The sequence below is a fragment of the Endozoicomonas elysicola genome, from assembly GCF_000710775.1.
GTDB classification, from domain to species: domain Bacteria; phylum Pseudomonadota; class Gammaproteobacteria; order Pseudomonadales; family Endozoicomonadaceae; genus Endozoicomonas; species Endozoicomonas elysicola.
This window is the reverse complement of sequence record NZ_JOJP01000001.1, coordinates 3195337-3218488: the sequence shown is the minus strand read 5'-3', so window position 1 is coordinate 3218488 and position 23152 is coordinate 3195337. Positions and strand designations below refer to the sequence as shown.

Below are 23152 nucleotides of genomic sequence, written 5' to 3'. Positions count from 1 at the left end.
TTACAAGTCCGATTGATACCACCAGGTGCTCAAATCCAGTGCATAGGGGGCAGGATTTTTTGGGTATTTCAGTTGTTTCTTATGGACTACCAACCAGTCCGGCTGATACCAGAGTGGAAGGACATAGTGATTCCACAGAATAATTCGATCCATTGACTTGATCAGTGATAATAGTTCTTTGCGGGAGTTGGCCTGGGGTATTTTTTCTGTCAGTGTGTCGATGGATTTCAGTTTTATGCCTGCAATATTTCTTGAACCGTGCTGATCAACAGTACTTGAGCCCCATAGGCTTGCCTGCTCTGTACCGGGTGAGGGGGTATGGGGAAAGGTGTACATGACCATATCAAAGTCCTGGCTTCTAACCCTTTCTACGTATTGGGCCACATCCACTGTCCGAATATTGAGTCTGACCCCCATACCTTGCAGTGTTTTTTGTACTGGAATAAAAATGCGCTCATCTTCCGGAGAAGATAATAAGATCTCAAGCTCCAGTGGCTTTCCGTCACTATTGACCAATTGGTTCTTCTTGATGCTCCATCCACTTTGCTTCAGTAGTGACAGGGCTCTCCTTTTACGCTCACGACGGGTCATGCCTGCTTCACTGCCGGGCGGCACCCATACCTGATTAAGTGCTTCCTGCGGGATTTCTGATTGCCAGGTTGAAAGCAGTTCTATCTCCTGCTCGGAAGGTTTTCCGGATGCTCCCAGTTCAGTCCCTGCAAACACGCTGTCAGCTCTTTTGTACATACTGTGGAATAAGTGCTGATTAATCCATTCAAACTCGATGGCGTAACCCAGTGCTTCTCTGACGTTTGGATCAGACAGCAGGGGTCTTCGAGAGTTATAGGTGATCGTTAACGTCTGTGGGTTATGGTTGGTCAGCGAGGATCGTATCAGTTGATATTTTTCCAGTGATTCATTTCTCAGCTGGTCATGCCATACACGGGGATCACTCACGGTTTTAAGGTCATATTCACCTTTTTGTAACGCTTCGAGCAGAACATTGGTATTTCGATAATATTCATACTGAATGCGGTCAAAGTTGTGTCGGCCAACATTGACGGGCAGGTTTTTTGCCCAGTAATTATTAACGCGGACAAAGGTAATGGACCGTCCTGGCTCTATACGTATCGGTTTGTATGGGCCGCTGGTTACGGGTATTTCCATGCCTGGTGATGAGAAATCCCTTTTTTCCCAGTAATGTCTTGGGAGGATTGGCATTTGGCCAAGTATCAGGGGAAGTTCTTTATTATGACTGTGTCTGAAGATGAAGAGCACCCTGTTGTTACTGGTGACCTCGACCTTTTCAATATCCTGGTAAAAGTGTTTGTAGAATGTTGAGCCTTTTTCCCGGAGCAGATCAAAGCTGAATTTAACATCCCCGGCAGTAACCGGCTGGCCATCATGAAATTTGGCCAGGGGATTGATGTAAAAGGCCACCCACTCATTTTTCGGGTCCAGCTCTATCTTCTCGGCAATCAAACCATACTTTGTGAGTGGTTCATCCCAGGATCTGGCCAACAACGTATCGTACATAAGGTGACTGCCAGCGGCTGCTGTACCACGGTCTATGTAAGGGGTTAGACTGTCAAAATGGCCAATGACGCCTTGTTTCAATTCACCGCCTTTTGGTGCCCTGGGGTTTACGTAATCAAAGAACTGGAAATTCTCGGAATATTTGGGTTGACCATAAAGGCTGATGGCATGTTGTAACTTAATCGTTTCAGCCATGGTAGATGCTGAAATGGCGAATAGAGTGATGCCGTTAAGCAACGCGCGGAGAAGCAGCGGTGTCTTGAGCCTTGATAATGATAACCGCATTTGGAGAACCTCAATGCCTATGCTGATAGGCTTATCGACTGATTGAGTTATTTTTTTCAGTCCACCATGTATTCAGGCTGAAACCATAAGGTGGAAATTTTCCCGGATTTTTCAAGTGATCCCACCAGGCTATGCGGTGAGTAGTACCATTCCAGTTCAGTATTCCGTAATGCTGCCAGAGCAAAACCCGGTTAAGGGCTGTTGTGGCAGTTTCTAATGCATTTTTATCCGTTGCATTAATGATTTGCTCAATCAGGTAATCAACTGCCGGGTCTCTAATACCCATCAAGCTTCTGCCATCGTTGTTATTGACACTGCTGGAGTGAAAAAAATCCATCAGTTCTTCACCGGGATGGTGGCGCAATGGGTAGATAAATTGCGTCATATCAAAGTTATGTTGCTTCAGACGCCGGTAATACTGAGTCAGGTCCGTACGGCTCAGGGTTACCTCAATACCGATGGTTTTCAGGCTTTGAATAAACGGGAAGATGATTCGCTCAAATTGTGAATCGCCGTAATGGATAAAGGCCAGCTTCATGGGTTGATGTGTAACGCTATGGATAAGCTTGCCTTGTTTTAATTGCCAGCCTGATTGTTTCAGCAGGGCTAATGCCTGCCTCCTTTGCGGGTGTTGAACGCCATTTCCAGGTGTCTCTTGAAAAGGGAATGGGCTGGTAAACAACTCCGGAGGAAGGGTTTCAGAAAATGGCTTCAGCAATTGGCTTTCAGCAGCAGAAGGTTTGCTCAGGCTAGCTTCGGGGATACGTGGGAAGTAGCTCTTTGTTCGAGTGTAGGCATTGTAGAAGATGGCTTTGGAGGTCCAATTCCAGTCAAGCATCAGGCTGATGGCTTGTCTGACGTTTCGATCCTGAAGAAAAGGCCTTCTCATGTTAAATACATAGGCGCGTGTGCCATAAGACATCTTATGTGGTATTTCCTGTCGAATGACATTGCCTTCTTTGACGCCATTAAAGTTATAACCTGTGGCCCAGTTTTTGGCTTGCACTTCCTGGTAAACGTCTACATTACCTCCTTTAAATGCTTCAAAGGCCATGTTCAGGTCACGGTAAAAGTAGAGTGTTACCCGGTCAAAGTTATATTTCCCCTGGTTGACAGAAAGCGCTTCACCCCAATAGTCATTAACCTTGACTAACTCTACCCATTGGCCTGCAGCAATGCGATTGATTTTATAAGGGCCGCTCAGTAATGGGGGGGTTAGTGTTGTTTTATGAAAGTCATTATTTTTCCAATAATGTTCAGGCAATACCGGTAACTCGGCAATATGGAGCGGAAGCGCGATGGGAGATGGCTTTTTCAGGTGGAAAATAACATGTGAAGGGGAGGGGGTTGTTATGTTTTCTATCTGGTTATTTAACCCTGCGAAGCGACCATAGGGTAACGATGCCAGTAGATTGAATGAGAATACTACATCACTGCTGGTAATTGGCTGACCATCATGAAATCTGGCCTTTCTATTAAGCTTGAATTCCAGCAGGCCTTTATCTTTGTCAAGACGGACTGATTCAGCAATTAAACCGTAGGCAATTTCCTGCTCATCCATAGAGGGAGCATAGCTTCCATTGCCTGCCATTAAGGGCTCATTTAATTCACTGAAACCGTATTTGAGGACTGCGGCTACTTTGGAGGGCGGAACACCTTTGCCATTGTAGGGATTTAGTGTGTCGAAGGTTCCATGTACAGCCAGCCGAAGATGTCCTCCCTTGGGAGCACTGGGATTAACATAATCGAATGCATTAAAGCCGTTGGAGTATTTGGGTGAATCAAACAGGTACAAGGCATGTTGCCACGAGCTTTCTTTGTTTTCTGCATGCACGATGGCAAGCATGAAGGGGCTGAATAGTAACAGAAAGAGGAAGCAGGCTTGTTGTTGTTTTTGATCGGTCAAATAACTGTTCCTTCCGGCAGCAGAGCTATCAGGATAGCAGCTGCCGGAAGGTGGAGATAGATGGAGCCGGATTACTTGACTTCACCTAGTCAGTGGGAAGCTAAAGATCAGAAGTTGCGGGTTACATTCACAAATAATGTTACCTGCTGGCCGGGATGAATGTATCTTCCATTCATATCAGTATTCCAGTCCCGGATCTGATCGACATTGACGTTAAACTTTGAGGCGATTTTCGCCAGAGAGTCACCGGAGCGAACTTTGTAGTTCACTTTTCGGACAACGGCATTATCGGTACTCCGTTTCTTCCAGATAGCCAGCTTTTGGTCAATCCGCAGTGTGTCTCTGGGCGACATATTGTTCCAGCGGGCCAGCTCATTAACGCCGACATTGTATTTCTGCGCAATGGTCCAGAAACTGTCGCCGGACTTCACCCGGTACTCCACCTTATTACGACCGTTCACCGCACGGTTCTGCTTGGTTGCAAGGCGCTGGCTGGCACTGAGTGTATAAGATTCAGAGGCTTTGGCTGCCACTGGTATCATCAATCCCTGACCAATACGGATGATCGTACTGTTGAGCTTGTTAACATCGGTTATGACATTAACGCTGGTACGGTACTCCATGGCAATAGTGCCAAGCGTATCACCCGCCTTGACCGTGTATCGATGCCAGGTTAAACGTTCTTCCGGAGGCAGGGTTGCCAGTTGCGTACGGAAGTGTTCAGCATTGGTTACTGGAACCACCAGATGGTGAGGGCCTTCAGGGGGGGTGGACCATCGATTCAGTCCAGGGTTGAGTCGATAAAGTTCCTCAAGATCAACACCCGATAACTTTGATGCTTTTGCCATGTCCAGCTGACCACTGGTCTGAATCTTGGCAAAATAGGGTTTGTTTGGGATATGGTCGAGCTTGACGCCATGCTTCGAAGGGTTTCGAACCACTTTTCCAAGGGCGATCAGCTTGGGAACATAGGCTGTGGTCTCGCTGGGAAGGTCCAGCGCCCAGAAGCGTGTTGATTTACCCAGTTTTTTGTTCTTTCGTACGGCTCGTTGAACCCGACCTGGTCCGGAGTTAAAGGCGGCCAGTGCCAGTTCCCAGTCTCCAAACATATTGTACAGGCTCTGCATGTAATCCAGTGCAGCGCGTGTTGAATGCACAACATCCCGGCGACCGTCATACCACCAGTTCTGGTTGAGTCCGTAATACTCGCCAGTTTCCGGCATAAACTGCCAGAGTCCTGAAGCGCCAGCATGGGAATAGGCAAAAGGATCAAAGCTGCTTTCAACAATAGGCATCAGTGCCAGTTCCAGTGGAACATTTCTGGCCTCTGCTTCTTTAACAATGAAATAGAGGTATGGCTCTGACCGTTTGGAAATCTGGCTGAAGTAGGACTTGTGTCGTTTGTACCACTCCAGTTCGGCCTGGATTCGGCTGTTGTTCTGATTGAGGTCCATGGCTAAGCCGGATTGAATCCGAACCCAGAGATTATCAACCACCACGGGTGCTTTAACAGGGACCAACTTCACCGGCTTTTGGGCTTCAACCTTTTCTACAACAGGCTTTGAGGTTTTTTTCTCTGAAGAGAGAGTCGACGAGGTCGATGGTGTGTTAACCAGTTGGCAACCCGTCAGAAACAGGGAAAAGGCCAGCGTTGGCAGTGCACGTTTTGGAACGGTAGGGCCAAATTGAAAATTTCGCTGGCCTTTGGAGTAGGGGGTTTTGGTCATATATCTGTTTCTGAGAGTTATCAGCTCATTATTTTACCACTATCAAAAATTATCCTTCCATGCTCGGATTACCCTTAGAATCTCAGCGGGTTCGGCATTTGAGGGTGCTCCCCTGTTACAGGCAGCCTTAATAACATCGGGCTGATTGGATCTTAAAAAGGGGTTAGTTGCCAGCTCCTTCTGAAGTGTGAATGGTACTGTTGGCTGATTTTCAGACCGGCGTTCAGCTACTTCTTCCACATAGTCCTTCAGGATCCGGTTTTCAGGCTCGACAGCCTGGGCAAACTTCAGGTTGGCCTGAGTATACTCATGAGCACAGTATACGCGGGTATTGCCGGGAAGTGCTGCCAGGCGCGACAGACTGGCATACATTTGCTCTGCAGTCCCTTCAAACAACCGGCCACAACCACCTGCGAAGAGTGTATCTCCACAGAAAAGTACGGGGCAGCCTTTTTCACCAGTTTCTGTAAAGTACACAATATGGTCAAGCGTGTGGCCTGGTGTTGCAGCAATGTTGAACAGATTTCCATCCAGGTTGATGGTGTCACCATCTTGCAGCGTATTGGTTATGCTATCAATATTCTTGTTGTCAGGCCCATATACCGGAATATTTTTGCCTATGGTGAGTTCCTTGACCCCTCCGGTATGATCAAAGTGGTGATGGGTGATCAAAATGCCGGAAAGGTTTAGTTGACGTTCGTCCAGTACCTGTTGAACAGATTTGGCATCACCAGGATCAACAACATAAACATTCCTGCTATCCGGTGAATGAAACATCCAGATATAGTTGTCATCAAATGCAGGTATCGGAGATATGATCAGCATTGCCTTATGTCCTTACTTTCATCCCTGTGATCGTCATTGCACGGGGAAGGTCATTGAATGAACCACATACTATAAGAATGTCGGTATCATGTGGAGTCATCGTTAACCCAACATTAATGAATTTTTTCAGTGTAAACTGGGAAGCAGTGAGGTTAACATGAAGAAACATGGTTATGAAAAGTAGCCTGTTTTGCCCCTGTTGATTTGAGAAGGTTGCTCGAATACTGTAATTACTCTGCTGGCCCTTATATACATTAGGTTTGAAAAAACGCTGGCTTTCTATTGGTACAATAATTTGCATGATTCGATGTTTTGGAAAAAGGACAAAAAGCAGTCTCTCTGATCGAATTGGAGACTTGCGGCATTGGCTGGAGACCGACTCCGGAAAAATTCTGGTGAGTTATGAACGGAGTCTTCTGGAGAGAGAACTCAGTACGATATTTGGTTTCCATGCAGGGCAGTTTTCCGCGTCCTGGCGAGCTGATCTTATGTCCAGCAGTCCGGTTCGGCGGCAGTTTATACTGAGTTCAGCTCACCTTGCTGATTGTCCAAGACCTCAAATTATTGCAGACCCTCTCTATTGGCCAGTGTCTCCAGGCAGCCTTGACCTGGTTTTGTTGCAGCATACACTGGAAATTGCGGACAGCCCTCATCGCCTGCTGAGTGAAGCAGCCAATACCATCATACCGGATGGCAAACTGGTAATTATTGGTTTTAACCCATACAGCCTGAGTAATATCACTCGCTGGTGTGTACCCGGTCAACGCAGTTTGTTGAGGGATGCTCATTTTATATCACCATCCAGGCTCAGAGATTGGCTGGCACTGCTAAATTTCAGTGTCGAAAAAGTGGTTTATGGTGGTTATGTATACCCTCTGAAAAAGTTTTTCACGGGGTTGCGAGGTGACTTGATTGAAGAGCGTCTCGAGCAATTTCAGCTGCCGGTTGGTGGTTTTTATATGATGATTGCAACTCGTGAAACGCCAGGGTTAACCCCAGTTAGAAAGGTCTGGTCCGATGTGAGAAGACGGTTTGTTGGTCAACCTCTCTCACGGCCCAGTGCAGGTAGAGTTAGTAAGGACTGGAGTTCTTCTTGAGTCAAACAGTTGAAATTTTCACAGACGGTGCCTGTAAGGGCAATCCCGGTCCTGGTGGATGGGGTGTATTGCTCCGTTACGGCAATGTTGAGAAAGAGCTTTATGGTGGTGAGCCAGAAACCACGAACAATCGCATGGAGCTTATGGCAGCTATTGAGGGCCTGAAAGCCTTAAAGCGTTCTTGTACCGTTATTCTTACCACTGACTCTCAGTATGTACGTAAGGGGATTACGGAATGGCTTGCAGGCTGGAAACGTAAAAACTGGAAAACGGCATCAAGGCAGCCAGTGAAAAATCAGGACCTCTGGCAACTGCTTGATGAGCAGAGTCAACGACATGACATAGACTGGCGCTGGATTAAAGGCCATGCAGGGCACCGTGAAAATGAAATTGCAGATCAGCTGGCCTGTAAGGGCGCTGAAGCTTTCAAAAAGTGAGCAGCTACTTTGAAACCGTTTTGAGAAAAGTTGATCCATGCGACAGATAATTCTTGATACAGAAACTACCGGTATCGACCCCAAACAGGGGCACAGAATCATTGAAATAGGCTGTGTAGAGATGATCGGCCGTAAACTGACGGGCAATCATTATCATGTCTATATCAATCCTCAGAGGGTCGTAGAGCAGGAAGCCATTGACGTTCATGGTATTACCAATGAATTTCTGATAGATAAACCGGTGTTCAGTGCCATTGCTGATGAGTTTCTTGAGTTTATTCGTGGTGCTGAGCTGGTTATTCATAATGCGCCGTTTGACACCGGCTTTATTAATCATGAATTTTCGCTGCTTCGCCGAGGTTTTCCAAAGGTAGAAGATTGTTGTGGCGTACTTGATACGCTTGTTCTTGCCCGCAAAAAACATCCAGGACAGAAAAACAACCTGGATGCTTTATGTAAGCGCTATTTTATTGATAACTCTTCACGGACATTGCACGGCGCACTGTTAGATGCCGAGATTCTGGCTGAAGTTTATCTTGCGATGACTGGTGGGCAGACCGCTCTGTCTCTCAGCAACAGTGAAGATGGTGATGAAGATTCGGAGGAGGGAGGCAGTAAGATTCGACGTCTTGCTGCTGGCAGACCTGGACTTCGAGTTATTTCTGCCAGTGAGGTTGAGTTGCAGAACCATCAAACCAAGCTGGAACAGATTCAGAAACAGTCTGGCAATTGCCTCTGGCTTTCTAACGACTAGGCGGCTGCCACTTCAGTAGGGCTGACTATTCTAGTACGGTCGTATAGCCCTGCTACAAATATTTCTACCCTGCAATATATGGAACGGAATCAAGGAGTCAGCTTTGCAGCTGGATCATGATCATAACGGTGTATTCAACGTGAACTATTTGCCTTTGCAAGGTATGAAAACGGAACTAAGTGCTGAGTGCTGGCTGGTCCTGTTTGAAGGGCAGGTTGTTCTTAATGACGAAGGCTCTGGAGAAAATTTCCTCTGGTACCGTCTTGAAAAGTTTCAGTCGGTGATAAAACAAGATGAGATAGTCACGGGTTATATTCATGGAAAGGCCGTTGGAATTGTTGAACTCACAACTCTGGCGATCGAAGCTGAAACGGTAAGTTTCAGGTCATTACTGTCCGTGTCAGACTCAACGACTTATAGCTTTATCAGCCATGGCCTGCAAATCCTGACATCACGTAGTGAACATGCCTTTTGTGGCTGTTGTGGTCATCACACGCGGGAAAAGGAGGGGGAGTGGGCAATGGTTTGCCCTGAATGCGGACACCATGCTTACCCCAGTATTTCTCCCTGTGTCATTGTTCTGGTGACGCGGGGAGATCAAATGCTTCTGGTTCGACATCATCGCCATGGTAAAGAGTCGACCATGCATACGCTGGTGGCGGGTTTTATTGAACCAGGTGAGAGTGCTGAAGATGCCGTTCATCGAGAGGTATTTGAAGAAACGGGTCTTAGGTTGGGAAACCTCCATTACTGTTTCAGTCAGAGCTGGCCATTTCCTCACTCATTGATGATGGGATTTCATGCGGAATATAAAAGTGGTGAACTTATTCTCGAAGAGGAAGAGCTCTGTTTTGGTGGCTGGTTCCATCGAGATAACCCGCCAGACCTGCCACCGGAATTTACCATCGCCAGAAAGCTGGTGGATGTTTTTGTGTGATATTATCCAATCATATTTATCAATCAATAAAGCACTATCTCAAAATCCTGCAACAGGTTGATCATGAAAGATTAAGCTGACTTCTGGCTGATAAATAAAACAAAAAGGAGGAGATTAAATGAAGCACACAGGAAGTTGTCATTGCAAAGCAATCAGCTTTGAGTTTGAGGGGCCGGAAATTGACTCAGGGCTCAGGTGCAACTGCTCGATCTGTGTTCGCAAAGGTGCCGTCATGACGGCATTTATAGTGGATCCAGACGAGATGTACATTGACGATAAACAGGGTTTACTTGAACACTATGAATTTGGCAGTGGAGTTGCCAGGCATTACTTTTGCCGTGCCTGTGGAATCTATCCTTTTCACCAGACACTGCGTAAGAAAGATCACTACCGAATCAATATTGGCTGCCTGGAAAACATCGATTCGTTATCAATACCGTATGAAATTTTCAATGGTGCTTCGCTATAAAATCAGCTGATCAATATTGAAACTTACCACTTCCCCGATTTGCTGCCTAATGAGTTCAGACCCAGGTTGCCATCGGATACCTGGCCCCCCTGGGGCGTGGCAATCAAGACAAACCCATCAGTACAGGCAAATGCATCACCAGCATTGCCACAGGCAGCACTGATGGAATACCAGCCATCCTCAGAAATAAAGGGGTTAGCATTCAGGCCAAGGTTGGTCAAATTAGAAGTGTATTGATGGTTATCCAGGAAAAACTGCTCTTGTCTTCCAGCAATGTCCAGCAGTGCCGACTGACCTTCGGCTCTTCGACCATTCTGCATATAACTCTGATAGCTTGGCAGTGCAATAGAGGCGAGAATACCGACAATAACCACCGCAATAATCAATTCGATCAGCGTAAAGCCTGATGCATTTCGCATGTTATTGTACTCCTGTTGTCTTGTTATTGTTCGATCCAGCCATTGCGATGAATACCAACCTCGTTAGCAGCACCGCTGTATCCGGTATTCAAATCGATCAGGTTGCTGCCTTCTCCAAGGGAGACGATGGTGGCATCACCCGGTGTACCAACAACAGAAAGCAGAGAAAAGCGATCATCAGCCTGCTTGTCATTATCCCCATCAACATCACGTATGGCTGATGCAGTATGCAAATCTAAAACATAAAAACGACTGGACCCAACACTCGGAGTACATATATTTGCGCCAGGGGCAGATGACGGTGAATAGGTGCTATACAGTAACTGGCCGCTGTATACATCGCCCGTTGTTGTTGTTTTTTCACCTGAAGCAGAAAGGTTTATATACCAGCCACTTTTAGTGTCCAGTAATGACAGAGCTCCTGCTTTTTGTTCATCAGTTCCCTGTTGTATCAGATTACTGCTGGCATCGTACAAGTCGTTATTGGTAATCACTCCGGGCGGAGTGGTACAGCTATTACAGTTGCCAAACCGAGTGTAAAAAATGTTCCTATCGCGAATGACGTAGTAGCGGTCAGTATTGGTAGTTGCCATAGGGTTAGCTCGATTACCGCTTCCTAGCACAACAGCATCATAAGCGGTGCCACGATAGGTGGTTCTGACAAGTTCCGGTTGGTACATGAAGCGTCGATCACTGCTCAGATCCGGTGAAGGTCGTACATCAGTTTCATCAGCACCCAGTTTTGCCAGTTTTATCATTGACCATATTGAGCTTTCTGCATTAGGTGCGTTCGCATCCAGATAAACCTTGCCAATGTCAATCCTGAGCACATTGCCGCCAGTATCGGAAAAATAAACCCGATCAATCAGGCCATCCCCATTACTGTCCATGGGGGCAGGTGATGAGACAACGCTCCATTTGAGAAGGCTGCTTTCGTACTGTACCGAGTTTGCAGTTGAGATATCATCCGGTGCTGTAAACGATTTAACGAGCGCTCCTGTTGCCGCATCAACAAAAAATAACCCTCGTCCTTTTTGAGAATACTTTCTGACGGTATGCGTATCACCATTGGCATCTGTGAAAGCTTCGCCAATACGATCATCATCATTTGTACTGTCATAGCCTGCACCGAATGCCAGTACATACTTGTAATTAATGGTGTTTGTTGTGATGCCTGATTCTGTTGTAGAAATAACTTCACGATGACCCGGAATAATCATAGGTACTGGAGTGGACCAGCTTTGCCCCAGTTCTGAATATCCAGCAGTTTGATTGTCAATACGCCAGAGCAGGGTGGGGGCACCGTCCGGATTGGATACATCAATGGCGTAATAACTGTTGCCTCCCCTGCGCATACCAAAATAGAGGATCATTCGATCACCATCGGTATGCTTGATATTACCATCATTGTTGTAATCAAGGCGGATAACACTCACCTGACCATCAAGCCCATAGGGGTGGCCAACGTCATCACGGTTCTCATAGAGCTTTGGAATGTTGCTTGCTGTTTCACCCGCAAAGAATGACCAGTTTTCAACAACAGAATTACCCTGGTCTTCTATAAAATGAAGCATTCCGTAGTTTGTACCAAAAACCAGACGTAAATTTGGGTTGGTGTCATTGTATTCGGTACCGGTTCCGTCGGTATCTCCATAATTCAAAGTAACGGGTCTGGAGTGAAGAATGTCACCCAACACCCAACTGAGTGTATTGCCATCATTATCGAGTCCCTTGATCCAGTTAATCAGGTTAGCGGTGGTATAGTTTGCGCTATCACTAATACCAAATCTTGAAACATCAATATTGTCCACCGAACCCAGATATTCATTGCCTGAGTTGTTAACAATGTTTGTGTAGAAAGTCCCACGGGCATTTAACAGTGCCGCACCCAGTCCACCGCTGCCGACTTCACTGCCATCATTTATGGTATTCCAGTAGGTGCTGCGGCCATCGGCAATACGATTGCTGCCATCGTCTAATGCTGGGTCACATCCACGATCAACCACTATACCCTGTGTATGAATATCAAGGGCATTACAACCGGTTGTTGAGTCTCCTTTATAAATCTTCAGTTTCTTGAGATTACCCGTCCAGCGTGACGATTCTGAGGGCAGGAACATTGCATAGTAAGCGTTATCCAGTGATTCCGTTCTTTTGAAACTGTTCACGGCAACGGCAGGAGACACAAAGGTGCTTGTCTGTTGCAGAATTTCTCCAAGCGCTCCCTGGAATGCGGCTGCTATATCATTAACGACAACGCAGCCGGTGGTTGAGTCTGTATTGGTTCCTACTGTTGTGTAACAGACACCATTTCCCTTGTCTGCTGTATCTCTCAATAATTGTTGGTCAGTCGCAAATCCGATTGTATAAGTAAATGCTTTCTGATTGCCTGTAGCGGTGTCATTATCAAGTCCGCCTGCTCCGGGGTTAGCTAAATATTCAGCCAGTTTCGGAAGGCAGTTTTCACTCATGTCACCGCCATTATCTTCGTATTTGGCACATGAAGTAATGCGCGTAGTACCACCAATTTTTAAATCTGTGTCTGACTTTATTGTGCTGTTAACACTGGATTCTGTACTTGGTTCGCCATCAGTGACATAAATGATATACAGGTTTTGGCATGGTTTTATTACAGGAATATCGCCATATTCATTCGTTGTTTTGTATTGACTGCCAACCTGACTCTCAACACTGGTGTCCCGACTACTGGTATATTGTGCTCTGTACAGATCCCGTCCAGTGAAAAAATTCAGAACTTCATAGTAGGCGCCGCACAAGGGAGTCCCTCCATCAGGATCCAGGTTGTTTAAATCATTAACAATATTACCGCCATTTTCAGAGATACGGTGACGAATATAACCACCGTAACCGCTATAATCACCATCAATGAATGCAGCCAAACCAAAATCAACATTTGAATTATCGTTGATTAACTGCCTGATGGATTCTCTGGCTAATGTAATTCGCTTCTCAACAGGCTGCTTGTACCAATTTAAATAGTTACCTAGGCACTTCCACTTCCCATTTTTCTTTTTACATTCACTGGAACTCTTCGGGGCATTATCTGGCTTTTTATAATAGGCATCAGGGTCCGGATATTTGTCATGCAATGGATATATATTCGATGAATTGTATTCGGCCTTTGGAGCATCCCAGCCCATACTCCCCGAAGTGTCAAGAATGATCATCACTTGGGGGCGGGCATTATTGTTAATATTGGCACCGGTAAATAGTTCTGTATCATCAGCACTGGCTATAAGCTGATGCTGTAACAGGACAGCAACGATTGCTGCCATTTTGATGCGTTGTAAAATCTCTTTATGCCACATTCCACGACCAAATTTGTTATTGATTTTTTATGCTGAAGTCAGAGTTTCCTGACATGATTCGTATCTTTTTCTATGGACTTGCCGCTGGCGTTGAGATCCCGACAATGACGTTCTGGTCCCCTGTCGCCGATCCGCCCTGTTCACCTAACATCACTTTATAGGTGTTCATGGCCAGCGAAGTTGTTATGCCTGACTGCGCACTGTCCGTTTGGATCTGATAAAACTCAACACTGTATTTACCAACCCCACTGGCATCTTCACTGCGGGGTACTGTCTGGCTGGATGCCTGATAATGGATACTTGGACTGGGTGCTGCATTATTAGCACCACAGGTATGAGCCGTCTGCTGAGCCTGTGTCAGTGAGCTGTCTGGATCGATTGGGTTATAGGGAGCGTGTTCTGAGCCACAGATCCCCCGGTCAAATTCAGTCATATCCAAAACGGCAATCTGGTTGAGCGTTGCCTGCGCCTGATTAAACGTGATCAGTTTTATTTCCGCATTGGCTATCATGCGTGGTGACCTGCTGGATTGGTTCACCAGTGTGACAGCAATCGTGGTCAGCATCATGAGAAACAACAGAGATACCATCAGAATCATGCCGCTCTGTTGTGATTTGAACTGTTTCATCTCTGGTCACCGATAGGCATGGTTGTATAGATAGATGGTGGTACTGGCTAAACGACGATGACGACTATCACCATCGGGCTGAACGGTAATATCACCCATCTGGTAGGTGCGATGGTCCTCATAATTATTGACCTGATCCGTTGTGGTTAGCAGGTAGAGCTTAATGCTCTGTACTTCATTCCATTGCTGTTCAGTCCAGGTGTTTGTGTTAGCCGGTGTTCCCTGGTAACGGTTAATCTGGCCATCGCCGTCATCATCAATGCCCAGAAATACCCGCATGGCTTCTATATTGTTGGCGAGTGTGGTTTCAACCAGTGCGTCATTAGCCAGACGGGTCAGTTTTAACTGATTGTCCCGAAGATAAAACAGGCTGAACTGATATTCACGGACCTGCTGGTCGTCAGAAATCAAGGGGGCTGTGGCTGAACGAAAAAGACGGCCTTCCTGGGTATTGGCGACCAGGTAATTAGTGTTTGTCAGAGGAGTGTTCACCAATTCGCCGACGGTTCCCCTGAAAAGCAGCCAGTCAGAAGGCAAGCCATCCGTAGCCGTATAGTTACCGGTCTGCCCTGCAGCACATCCGAAAATATCGTTACTGGCTCGGCCAGCCATAAATGCGGGGGAAGGGGTTAATGCAGCAGCAATGCCGCTGCAATCATCAGTAACCGTCAGACCATTTTGACTGATGCTTCCTGGAGGTAAGCCATTGTTATACCCGGCAGACCTAAGATCACGTGAAATGATCGTCAATGCCGTGCGGGCATTATCATTCAGAGTAATCATTGCACTGCTGTCACGCTGAGCAGTAAATGTGTTCAGATAGAGAACAGCGACACCCGCAAGCAGAAATAATGACAGGGTGACAGCGACCATCAGTTCAACCAGGGTAAACCCCTGTTGTCTATTATGACTGGTGATAACCCATGAGATTTTAATCATGACTTTCCTCGCATCCATGTACTGCACCTAGCTGATGGTGGTTTCTATCACCATTACCCGGCGAAGATCATTATCCACTGTTGATCGATAGTCAGTGTCAGCGTCTCCGCAAGTAACCGCTGGCCGCGTATCGGGGCGGGTAAATTTTCCCCGCCACACGATGGTCAGGGTTACGTCGGTATTATTGATGTTGATGCATGCCAGTGGTGAAATGAGGCCGCCTGCATTGTTATTTGCAGCAGTCTGTACCTCATTACCGTAGAGGGCAGAGCCCCATTGCCAGAGGTCAAAGGCGGCTGTTTGCGCTGGTGTGCAGTTAGAGTTTGCACCGTTACATAGCGTTCCCGGCTGAACTGGGGTGGCAGTAATAGTGCCGTTGTAGCTCGTCAATCCTGAATTATTGGCATTAATTCGGGCCAAGAGATCCTCAGCCAGTTGTAAGGCAGTGGATCGCTGTTGTACTTCAACAATATTCTTTCTGGATTCGACGACCAGGCCAGCGATCCCTAAAAGTCCTACTGATATGATGATCATGGCCACCAGTACTTCAATCATGGTAAAGCCATTATTTCTTCTCATGATTCATTCCCTGCATATTGTTGTATCCGGCATTCCTAGCCCCGCACTTACTGTACGGACAGTGATGTAGCTCCACCGCTATCAATACTCACTGTTGCGGTATGAGAAGCATCGGTATTACTGACAGAAACATTGGCACCGGTGAAAAGCCCCCGTGCATCAAAGCTGAACTGGGTTGCCGTTGACGTGATGGTGCTACCGGAAAGGGGGGCAAGTTGAAGAATGGTAGTGCCATTTGCGGTTACCGTGCCATCACTTCCCGCCCAGCCATTATCGGGTGAAATTACGACATCCGTACCACGAGTGATTGCTTCTGAGCGGGCAAATGCCAGAATGCTTTGAATTTCTTCGGCCTGACTGCGAACCTGATTGTTGGCGATACTCTGGGTAAGAGAAGGGTAGGCAATAGCCGACAGTATACCCAGCACTGCGAGGGTGATGATCAATTCAACCAGAGTAAAGCCACCCGATTTTTCAGGTACGCGCTCTCTTATCTTTTCATCCATGGTGTTTTTATTGTTATTAAAAGTCAGGAATTGTATATCTTTTCCCGCTTGAGTTCTCACTTCATTCGAGATAAACGGTCGCTATTTACGGATAAGTGGCAATGTAGTGCCTAGATGTGAGATACGTTTCACAATTATGCAAGGGCCTGGAGGATAAAAAACCAGCCTGGGAAGTGAACAGGGCTGGCTTTTATGGGATGAGTTTTTCTTAAGACAATATTTCAGTAAATAGTCGTCTATCAGTTCGGGAAAAGGGCATTAAGCTTGGTCGCTAACATCATGTTGCCTTCAGCGCGCAGTTTACCCATCATAAATGCCTGCATGCCATCCATTTCGCCAGACATCACGCCGACCATGGTTTCACTGTCCATGATCAGTGTTACGCTTGGGTCGTCATGGACGCCAGCAACGATATCGAAGTTGCCATCTTTAATAACCAGATGGTAGGTATCAGCATCTTCAATATCAAACTGGAAAACCTCATCGAGGCCAGCTGCAGCATCAGCATTAAAACGGGTTTTCATGGACTCAATGATTTCAGCAACTGTGCTCATATTCTCTTATCCTTTTTCTTGGCGTTAAGCATTTCTGTCTTCAACAAAAAGAAGGTTATGAGTATTGGCCGAATGTGTCAATGCAATTCAAACACTTGTATGAATTCACTTGCGTAAAGTATTTCCTGCCTCACGATTTTTTATAGTCCCCAGCACTGATAAATCAGTTATCCTATAGGCAATTTTAATATTGGAACTCATACACCTTATAAGGAGGTCCTTTTGGAGTATTTGGCAGACTTTATTCTGTTTCTGGCAAAAACCGTTACGCTGATTGGTGGTGTAGCGATTTTGGTTGCCTTGGTCACCGCAATCGGTCAGAAAGCAAAGAAAATGCATAAGGGACATCTTGAGATTACCCGCCTGAACGAGCATTACGAACACCTGCAGAATGACCTGAAACATGCATTATTTGATAAAGAACAGTTGAAAAAAGAAGCTAAGGAAGAGAAAGAAAAGGCAAAGCTTGAGAAAAAGGCGAAAAAAAATAAAGAGGCTGATGAAGCGATCAAGCCCAGAGTTTTCGTTCTCGATTTCCACGGCGATATCAAGGCATCAGCCGTCAAATCTCTGCGTGAAGAGATTACGGCCGTACTTTCCCTAGCTGATAAAGAGCGGGATGAGGTGGTTGTTCGTTTGGAAAGTGGCGGAGGCATGGTTCATTCCTATGGTCTGGCAGCATCACAGCTGAAGAGAATCCGGGATAAGGGTATCAAACTGACGGTAACTGTAGATAAAGTAGCTGCGAGTGGTGGTTATATGATGGCCTGTGTTGCTAATCATATTGTTGCTGCACCATTTGCCGTATTAGGCTCAATTGGTGTCATGGCTCAGCTACCAAATGTGCATCGCCTGCTGAAAAAGCACGATGTTGATATTGAGTTGCACACCGCTGGGGAATATAAGCGCACGTTAACCATGCTGGGTGAAAATACCGAAAAAGGACGGAAGAAGTTTATCCAGGATATGGAAGATACCCATGAACTGTTCAAAGATTTTGTAAAGGCTGAGCGGGAAGTTGTTGAAATTGATCAGGTATCTACGGGTGAAATCTGGTACGGCCAGAAAGCGCTATCACTGAATCTGATTGATGAGATCAGTACCAGTGATGAGTACATTTATCAAAAGGTGGATGAGGCAGACCTGGTTCAGATTGAATATGTGATGAAAAAAGGTGTTGCCGATAAACTTGGACTGGCAGCAGAGTCTGCTCTGGATAATACCCTGATGAAATGGTGGGGAAGGTTTAATACCAGTCGATTCTTTTCCTGACAGGTGGTTATTGTTCTATTTTACACAGTATTCCAGGAGCATGTCGGGCTTAGCCGACAGACTCCTGAGCTTTAGGGTCTCTTCTTGATTCGAGTTTGGTTTGAACTATAGAACTAATAAATAGTCCAATACATGACTATTTACTATTTATTCAGACAGGCATGACGCAATGAATGCTGTTGGAGTACCAGCACCGGCTGGCTATATCCATAGCCAGTCTCAACCGGATAATACGGTTGGCCAGACAAAGCATTGGACACAATCCCGGACTGTCAGAGCAGTAGCCGGACTTGCTGTGTTAGCCTTAGGGGCTCTTGCAGGGGCTGTTGCATCATTTTTATCTGTCAGTCCTTTTGCAGCAATCATTGCTGCGGGAGCAGTTGCCGTGGTACTGGGTATTGCAGTGATTGGGTATTTTTACCATCACAGCGGTGATGCCAGTACTGCAACGGCTTCAAAGCCTCCCGCTGTTCAAACTTCTGCATCTATACAGCCGCCGCTTTATACACCACCTTCGATACCTGTCCAAACAGCGCCTTATTCACCCGCTGTGTCTACACAACCAGCATATTCTTTTTCTGGGACGCAACCCCATCCAGCACCAATGGCACCGGCTTTTTCACCTACATTACAGCCACCGCAGGCCTATACTCCTCCTGCAGGTCCTCCACCGATATATAGCTCTGCTGGTGTTTCCCCACCCGTGGTAAATACTTCTGGGATAGCACCGCCGCCATCTCGTTCAGCTACAGTTGCTGATAGTTCTGGAGAAATCCTTATTACAGCTGAAGACTGTATCCGTATCCAGGAAGATAATGTCACCCGTTTGCTGGAAGCTTATGGTTATCACTTTTACCAGAGCAGTCGAGATAATAATTGCTTTTATGATTCCATTTCCCACCAATGTCCAGAAATAGCTCCAAACGCGAGGGAGCTTCGCCGTCAGGTCGCTGAGTACGCCAGAAACTGGCAGCAGCTCTATCCTGCTGCTGACCCGACCTTCTCAGTCTTGGAAGCCAGTGCCCATGCCCGCTTACAAAACGACGTTCTTTATCCTGATAGGGGAAACATTATTTCTAGTGGACTACAGGAAATAGAAACTCCTGGCTGTTTTTCTGATCAGGTCGATGCTTTTTTTGCTGCCCCAGTCATTAGAAGGCCCATAGTTATCATTGACATAAATGGAAATGTTACTTTAGCGGTCAATGAAAATGGTGAAGTGATTGATTGGACTGCGAATTTTAATCGTGATCTATTTCCTCAGAATACAGTCCTTCTGGTACATGACGGTCCTCACTTTATGGGAAAGAGGAGGAGCTAATCGACACACCTCCTCTTTCTTTTGTATTAATCTCTTCTCAAACGTTCTGACAAAGCAATCGGCGATTCAAAGCGGAATACAACAATATAAGAAGAGACGATCAGTGAGAGTATCGCCGTAGCCTGAATAATATGAGCCGAAACTTCACCAATCAGGTTCTGGCCACTGGCAAAAGCAGCGATCAGTATGGAGAACTCACTGGTCTGGCCTAAACGAAAACCGACCTCCCAGGCTGTTGAACGCTTTTCACTGACCTTGCGAAGCAGAAAACCAAAAATCACCGGTTTTATGACTATCACGATGCCTGTCATCACAAGAGCAGGGATAAGAACATGGCTTAACAGATCAAGGTTGAAACTGGCACCAATTGAAAAGAAGAACAGAACCAGGAAAAAGTCTCTTAGTGGTTTCAGGTTTATCGCAATGTATTGTGCTATCGGACTGGTGGCAATACTGATCCCAGCAATAAAGGCACCAATCTCATAAGAGAGGTTCAAGCTGTGCGCCAACTCTGCGAAACCGAGACACCAACCCAGGGCCATCAGGAACAGGTATTCGTGGAAACGGTCAAAACGGGCCATTAAGGGCAGCAGAAGATATTTGACCAGCATGATGGCAGTGAAAATCAGAGCGGGCAGGGCAATAAACGCCATGATCAGTTCGCTGTAATTGGCACTGTGTGACGGGTCAAGATTATACAGTAGCAACAGAGCAATAATCGCCATCAAATCCTGCAATAACAGGAGGCTAACCATGATTTCCCCGGTATGTTTATGGTGCAGCACTGTTGTCGGGAGGAGCTTGATGCCGATGATGGTGCTGGAAAACATCATGGTTGCACCAATGATGATCGACTCATTCTGCGGCAGGCCAAATGCCAGGCCAAGCCCATAACCGGTAAGTGCAAAGAGAAATGAGCTCAGCAGACCAACCGTAGCGGTTTTCTTAAGCAGATGGGCAAGGTGACTGGGTTGCATATCCAACCCGAGCAGAAATAACAGAAAGATAATACCGACATGGGCAATGTCATTCAGTAGATTGGTGTCATTTACAACTTCCAGTCCAAACGGCCCGAGTATCGCTCCAAGCGCAATATAGGCAACCAGTAATGGTTGACGGGTGAATAAGGCGCCAGTGGCGAGTACTGCTGCCCCTGTGAAAATAAGAAAAAAAGAGAAGAGCAGGGAACCGCTTTCCATCATTAAAGGCTCATTCTTAGATTATTTATGGAAAGAACAGTATAACCAACAGTTTGGTTTTCGTGCAGCAGAAGGGGTAAATCTCTTCCATAAGGAAGAGATTTCAAACTGTGGCTACAACTGATGCCTTAGCCGGTACACAGGAGTTAAATTATCGGCAGCAGTTTGATAATCCGTACTAAACGTTGTCAGTGCTTCCACTGCATAATCCGGATTCTGATCCTCTCTTAGCCTGAAACTACTGAATCCACAGCGTTGCAGATAGTAGAGCTGATCTACAAGAACATCGCCAATCGCTCTCACATCGCCCCGATAATTGAAGCGTTCCCGAAGCAGGCGGGCTATGGAGTAGCCTCGCCCATCCATAAACTTTGGAAAGTTAACCGCGATAACTTCGAACTGATTCAGAGCATCCGCTACCATTTCTGGCTCATCTGCACTGTCAAACCAGATTCCGATCTGACCGTTGTGATCAGTATTGGCTTGGATGGCAGCATCAATTGCCGATACGTGCAGTAGCAAATTGCCCTCAGGTAAAGAAGCCTCACTTTCATTCTGGTCTAGTATCTGAAAGTGATCATTGCTGATTTGCTGACCCTTAAGCAGCTTTGGCATAAACCTTCTCCTTGAATGGCTGAACGCCAACACGTCGGCAGGTATCAATAAAACGTTCTTCCGGAGTTCGCAGCTCAACATAGGTCTTCAGGATCTTGCCGATCACCCCAGGTACCTCATCCATTTTGAAAGATGGCCCAAGAATTTTACCCAGTGATGCATCATGACCCGATGCCCCACCAACCTGAATCTGATAATACTCTTCGCCTTTACGGTCAACACCAAGAATACCAATATGACCTACATGGTGATGACCACAGGCATTCATACAGCCTGAAATGTTCAGATCAAGTTCACCAATGTCGTGCAGAAAATCGATGTTCTCAAATTGTCGCTGAATACTTTCTGCCAATGGGATAGAACGGGCATTAGCCAGCGCGCAGAAATCACCTCCCGGGCAGCAGATCATATCGGTTAACAGGCCCTGGTTTGGTGTGGCGAGGTTGAGCTGTTTCAGCTTCCGCCAAAGCGCCTGAAGTTTATTCTGCGCAACATCGGCAAAAATAAGATTTTGCTCGTGACTGACTCTGAGTTCGCCAAAACTGAACTCGTCAGCAAGGTCTGAAATAGCTTCCAGCTGTTCTGCGCTGGCATCACCCGGAGCATCAGCAGTCGCCTTGAGTGTCAGGGTTACAGCGCTATAGCCTGGTTTTTTATGTGGATGGACATTTCTCTTGAGCCAGAGTTGGAAGTCAGGCTCACCGGATAACGCCAGATCCGTTAAGTCGATATTGGTTAGTTGCTGGTAGTCCGGCTCTGTAAAAAAGGATTGAACCCGATCAATTTCCTGCTGCGGGAGTTTTGCTTTCGTGTCTTTCAGGTAAGACCACTCTTGCTCCACCTTATTTGAGAAGACTTCAGGAGTGAGTGCTTTAACAAGAATTTTGATTCTGGCTTTGTATTTATTATCCCGTCGCCCATAACGGTTATACACTCTCAGGACTGCATCCAGGTAACTCAGGAGGTGTTCAGGTTCTAGGGAGGATTTGATGACTGAGCCCACCATGGGTGTTCTCCCCAATCCGCCACCAGCCAGAACTTTAAATCGTACCTCGTTACTCTCATTCAAAAAGGCATGAATACCGATATCATGAACCTGAGTTGCTGCCCGGTCTTGCTCACTGCCACAAACGGCAATCTTGAATTTTCGTGGGAGGTAAGCAAACTCCGGGTGAAAAGTGGACCACTGACGGATAATTTCACACCAGGGCCGGGGATCAACAATCTCATCGTGCGCCACCCCTGCAAACTGGTCAGTTGTTGTATTACGGATACAGTTACCACTGGTTTGAATGGCATGCATCTGAACACTGGCCAGTTCTTCAAGAATCTCTGGTACATCTTCAAGACGAGGCCAGTTCAGTTGAAGGTTTTGACGAGTGGTAAAGTGAACATAGCCTTTGTCAAAGCGACGGGAGATATGCGCCAACTTACGCATTTGTTTGCTACTGACCATTCCATAAGGAATGGCAATTCTCAGCATGGGGGCAAAACGTTGTACGTAAAGTCCATTCTGAAGGCGAAGAGGCAGGAACTCATCTTCTGGCAACTCACCTGCGAGATAACGGTGAGTTTGATCCCGAAACTGCAGGACCCTCTCATCAACTATACGCTGGTCGTAATCATCGTATTTATACATGAATTGTTCGTCTGATTAGCCACATCTAGGGAACAGGTCAGAAACCTGGGACGTTAGAAGAATACTGACTTTTACTTATACGTAAAACTACTATTTTTAAATAAAAGTAGATGAAAAAGTAATAACTCAAAAAGTAGCAAGCAGTTGATGGTTGGTCAGGATTTCGCTAATTTGAGTGA

General features: G+C 46.3%; 21 protein-coding genes. 7 read left to right on the top strand and 14 right to left on the bottom strand.

The window, feature by feature from the left end:
- The 4 genes from GV64_RS13830 to gloB all read right to left on the bottom strand — a co-directional run bounded on the left by GV64_RS13830 (position 1) and on the right by gloB (position 6279).
- On the bottom strand, positions 1–1821 hold the full coding sequence (locus tag GV64_RS13830; protein WP_081622166.1) for an extracellular solute-binding protein: 1821 nt from the start codon (positions 1819–1821) through the stop codon (positions 1–3).
- Positions 1822–1852: 31 nt separating this feature from the next.
- Positions 1853–3727 carry an extracellular solute-binding protein gene (locus GV64_RS13825; protein WP_020583517.1) on the bottom strand — a complete coding sequence of 625 codons (1875 nt, stop codon included), beginning with the start codon at positions 3725–3727 and terminating at the stop codon, positions 1853–1855.
- A 107-nt stretch (positions 3728–3834) separates the two neighbouring features.
- Complete coding sequence (locus GV64_RS13820; RefSeq protein WP_020583516.1) at positions 3835–5454, bottom strand: lytic transglycosylase; 1620 nt, start codon at positions 5452–5454, stop codon at positions 3835–3837.
- Positions 5455–5496: 42 nt separating this feature from the next.
- Positions 5497–6279, bottom strand: coding sequence for a hydroxyacylglutathione hydrolase (gene gloB / locus GV64_RS13815; RefSeq protein ID WP_020583515.1), 783 nt, complete (start codon positions 6277–6279; stop codon positions 5497–5499).
- Positions 6280–6578: 299 nt separating this feature from the next.
- On the opposite strand from gloB, the gene GV64_RS23850 reads away from it, so the two are divergent.
- The 5 genes from GV64_RS23850 (at position 6579) to GV64_RS13785 (ending at position 9973) form a co-directional block, all read left to right on the top strand.
- Positions 6579–7376 carry a methyltransferase domain-containing protein gene (locus GV64_RS23850; RefSeq protein ID WP_020583513.1) on the top strand — a complete coding sequence of 266 codons (798 nt, stop codon included), beginning with the start codon at positions 6579–6581 and terminating at the stop codon, positions 7374–7376.
- On the top strand, positions 7373–7813 hold the full coding sequence (rnhA, locus tag GV64_RS13800; RefSeq protein WP_020583512.1) for a ribonuclease HI: 441 nt from the start codon (positions 7373–7375) through the stop codon (positions 7811–7813). Before GV64_RS23850 ends, rnhA begins: the two co-directional genes overlap by 4 nt.
- A 37-nt stretch (positions 7814–7850) precedes the next feature.
- Positions 7851–8567, top strand: coding sequence for a DNA polymerase III subunit epsilon (dnaQ, locus tag GV64_RS13795; RefSeq protein ID WP_020583511.1), 717 nt, complete (start codon positions 7851–7853; stop codon positions 8565–8567).
- A gap of 103 nt (positions 8568–8670) precedes the next feature.
- The gene (gene nudC / locus GV64_RS23845; RefSeq protein WP_020583510.1) at positions 8671–9504 is read left to right on the top strand and encodes an NAD(+) diphosphatase; all 834 of its coding nucleotides are present in this window, start codon (positions 8671–8673) and stop codon (positions 9502–9504) included.
- A gap of 118 nt (positions 9505–9622) precedes the next feature.
- Complete coding sequence (locus GV64_RS13785) at positions 9623–9973, top strand: GFA family protein (protein ID WP_020583509.1); 351 nt, start codon at positions 9623–9625, stop codon at positions 9971–9973.
- A gap of 23 nt (positions 9974–9996) precedes the next feature.
- On the opposite strand, the gene GV64_RS13780 is transcribed toward GV64_RS13785, so the two are convergent.
- From GV64_RS13780 to GV64_RS13750, 7 genes are all read right to left on the bottom strand, one after another.
- Positions 9997–10392, bottom strand: coding sequence for a type IV pilin protein (locus tag GV64_RS13780; RefSeq protein WP_020583508.1), 396 nt, complete (start codon positions 10390–10392; stop codon positions 9997–9999).
- 23 nt (positions 10393–10415) lie between these two features.
- Positions 10416–13721: a pilus assembly protein gene (locus GV64_RS13775; RefSeq protein ID WP_020583507.1), complete on the bottom strand. Its 3306-nt coding sequence runs from the start codon at positions 13719–13721 to the stop codon at positions 10416–10418.
- A gap of 70 nt (positions 13722–13791) precedes the next feature.
- Positions 13792–14349: a pilus assembly PilX family protein gene (locus GV64_RS13770; protein WP_152554060.1), complete on the bottom strand. Its 558-nt coding sequence runs from the start codon at positions 14347–14349 to the stop codon at positions 13792–13794.
- Positions 14350–14355: 6 nt separating this feature from the next.
- Positions 14356–15288 carry a PilW family protein gene (locus GV64_RS13765; RefSeq protein ID WP_020583505.1) on the bottom strand — a complete coding sequence of 311 codons (933 nt, stop codon included), beginning with the start codon at positions 15286–15288 and terminating at the stop codon, positions 14356–14358.
- A 27-nt stretch (positions 15289–15315) separates the two neighbouring features.
- The gene (gene pilV / locus GV64_RS13760; protein WP_020583504.1) at positions 15316–15867 is read right to left on the bottom strand and encodes a type IV pilus modification protein PilV; all 552 of its coding nucleotides are present in this window, start codon (positions 15865–15867) and stop codon (positions 15316–15318) included.
- Positions 15868–15914: 47 nt separating this feature from the next.
- On the bottom strand, positions 15915–16373 hold the full coding sequence (locus tag GV64_RS23840; protein WP_020583503.1) for a GspH/FimT family pseudopilin: 459 nt from the start codon (positions 16371–16373) through the stop codon (positions 15915–15917).
- Positions 16374–16612: 239 nt separating this feature from the next.
- On the bottom strand, positions 16613–16927 hold the full coding sequence (locus GV64_RS13750) for an SCP2 sterol-binding domain-containing protein (RefSeq protein WP_020583502.1): 315 nt from the start codon (positions 16925–16927) through the stop codon (positions 16613–16615).
- A 222-nt stretch (positions 16928–17149) separates the two neighbouring features.
- Between GV64_RS13750 and sohB the strand changes: the two genes are divergently transcribed.
- Both sohB and GV64_RS13740 read left to right on the top strand, forming a co-directional pair.
- Positions 17150–18199, top strand: a complete 1050-nt coding sequence (gene sohB / locus GV64_RS13745; protein WP_020583501.1) for a protease SohB — start codon at positions 17150–17152, stop codon at positions 18197–18199.
- 169 nt (positions 18200–18368) lie between these two features.
- The gene (locus GV64_RS13740) at positions 18369–19520 is read left to right on the top strand and encodes an OTU domain-containing protein (protein WP_020583500.1); all 1152 of its coding nucleotides are present in this window, start codon (positions 18369–18371) and stop codon (positions 19518–19520) included.
- A 26-nt stretch (positions 19521–19546) separates the two neighbouring features.
- Here GV64_RS13740 and GV64_RS13735 read toward each other — a convergent pair whose 3' ends face one another.
- The 3 genes from GV64_RS13735 to GV64_RS13725 form a co-directional block, all read right to left on the bottom strand.
- The gene (locus tag GV64_RS13735) at positions 19547–20719 is read right to left on the bottom strand and encodes a cation:proton antiporter (protein ID WP_026258394.1); all 1173 of its coding nucleotides are present in this window, start codon (positions 20717–20719) and stop codon (positions 19547–19549) included.
- Positions 20720–20833: 114 nt separating this feature from the next.
- Positions 20834–21334, bottom strand: a complete 501-nt coding sequence (locus GV64_RS13730; protein ID WP_020583498.1) for a DUF934 domain-containing protein — start codon at positions 21332–21334, stop codon at positions 20834–20836.
- Complete coding sequence (locus GV64_RS13725; protein WP_020583497.1) at positions 21318–22973, bottom strand: nitrite/sulfite reductase; 1656 nt, start codon at positions 22971–22973, stop codon at positions 21318–21320. Before GV64_RS13725 ends, GV64_RS13730 begins: the two co-directional genes overlap by 17 nt.
- Between the last annotated feature and the right edge of the window lie 179 nt (positions 22974–23152).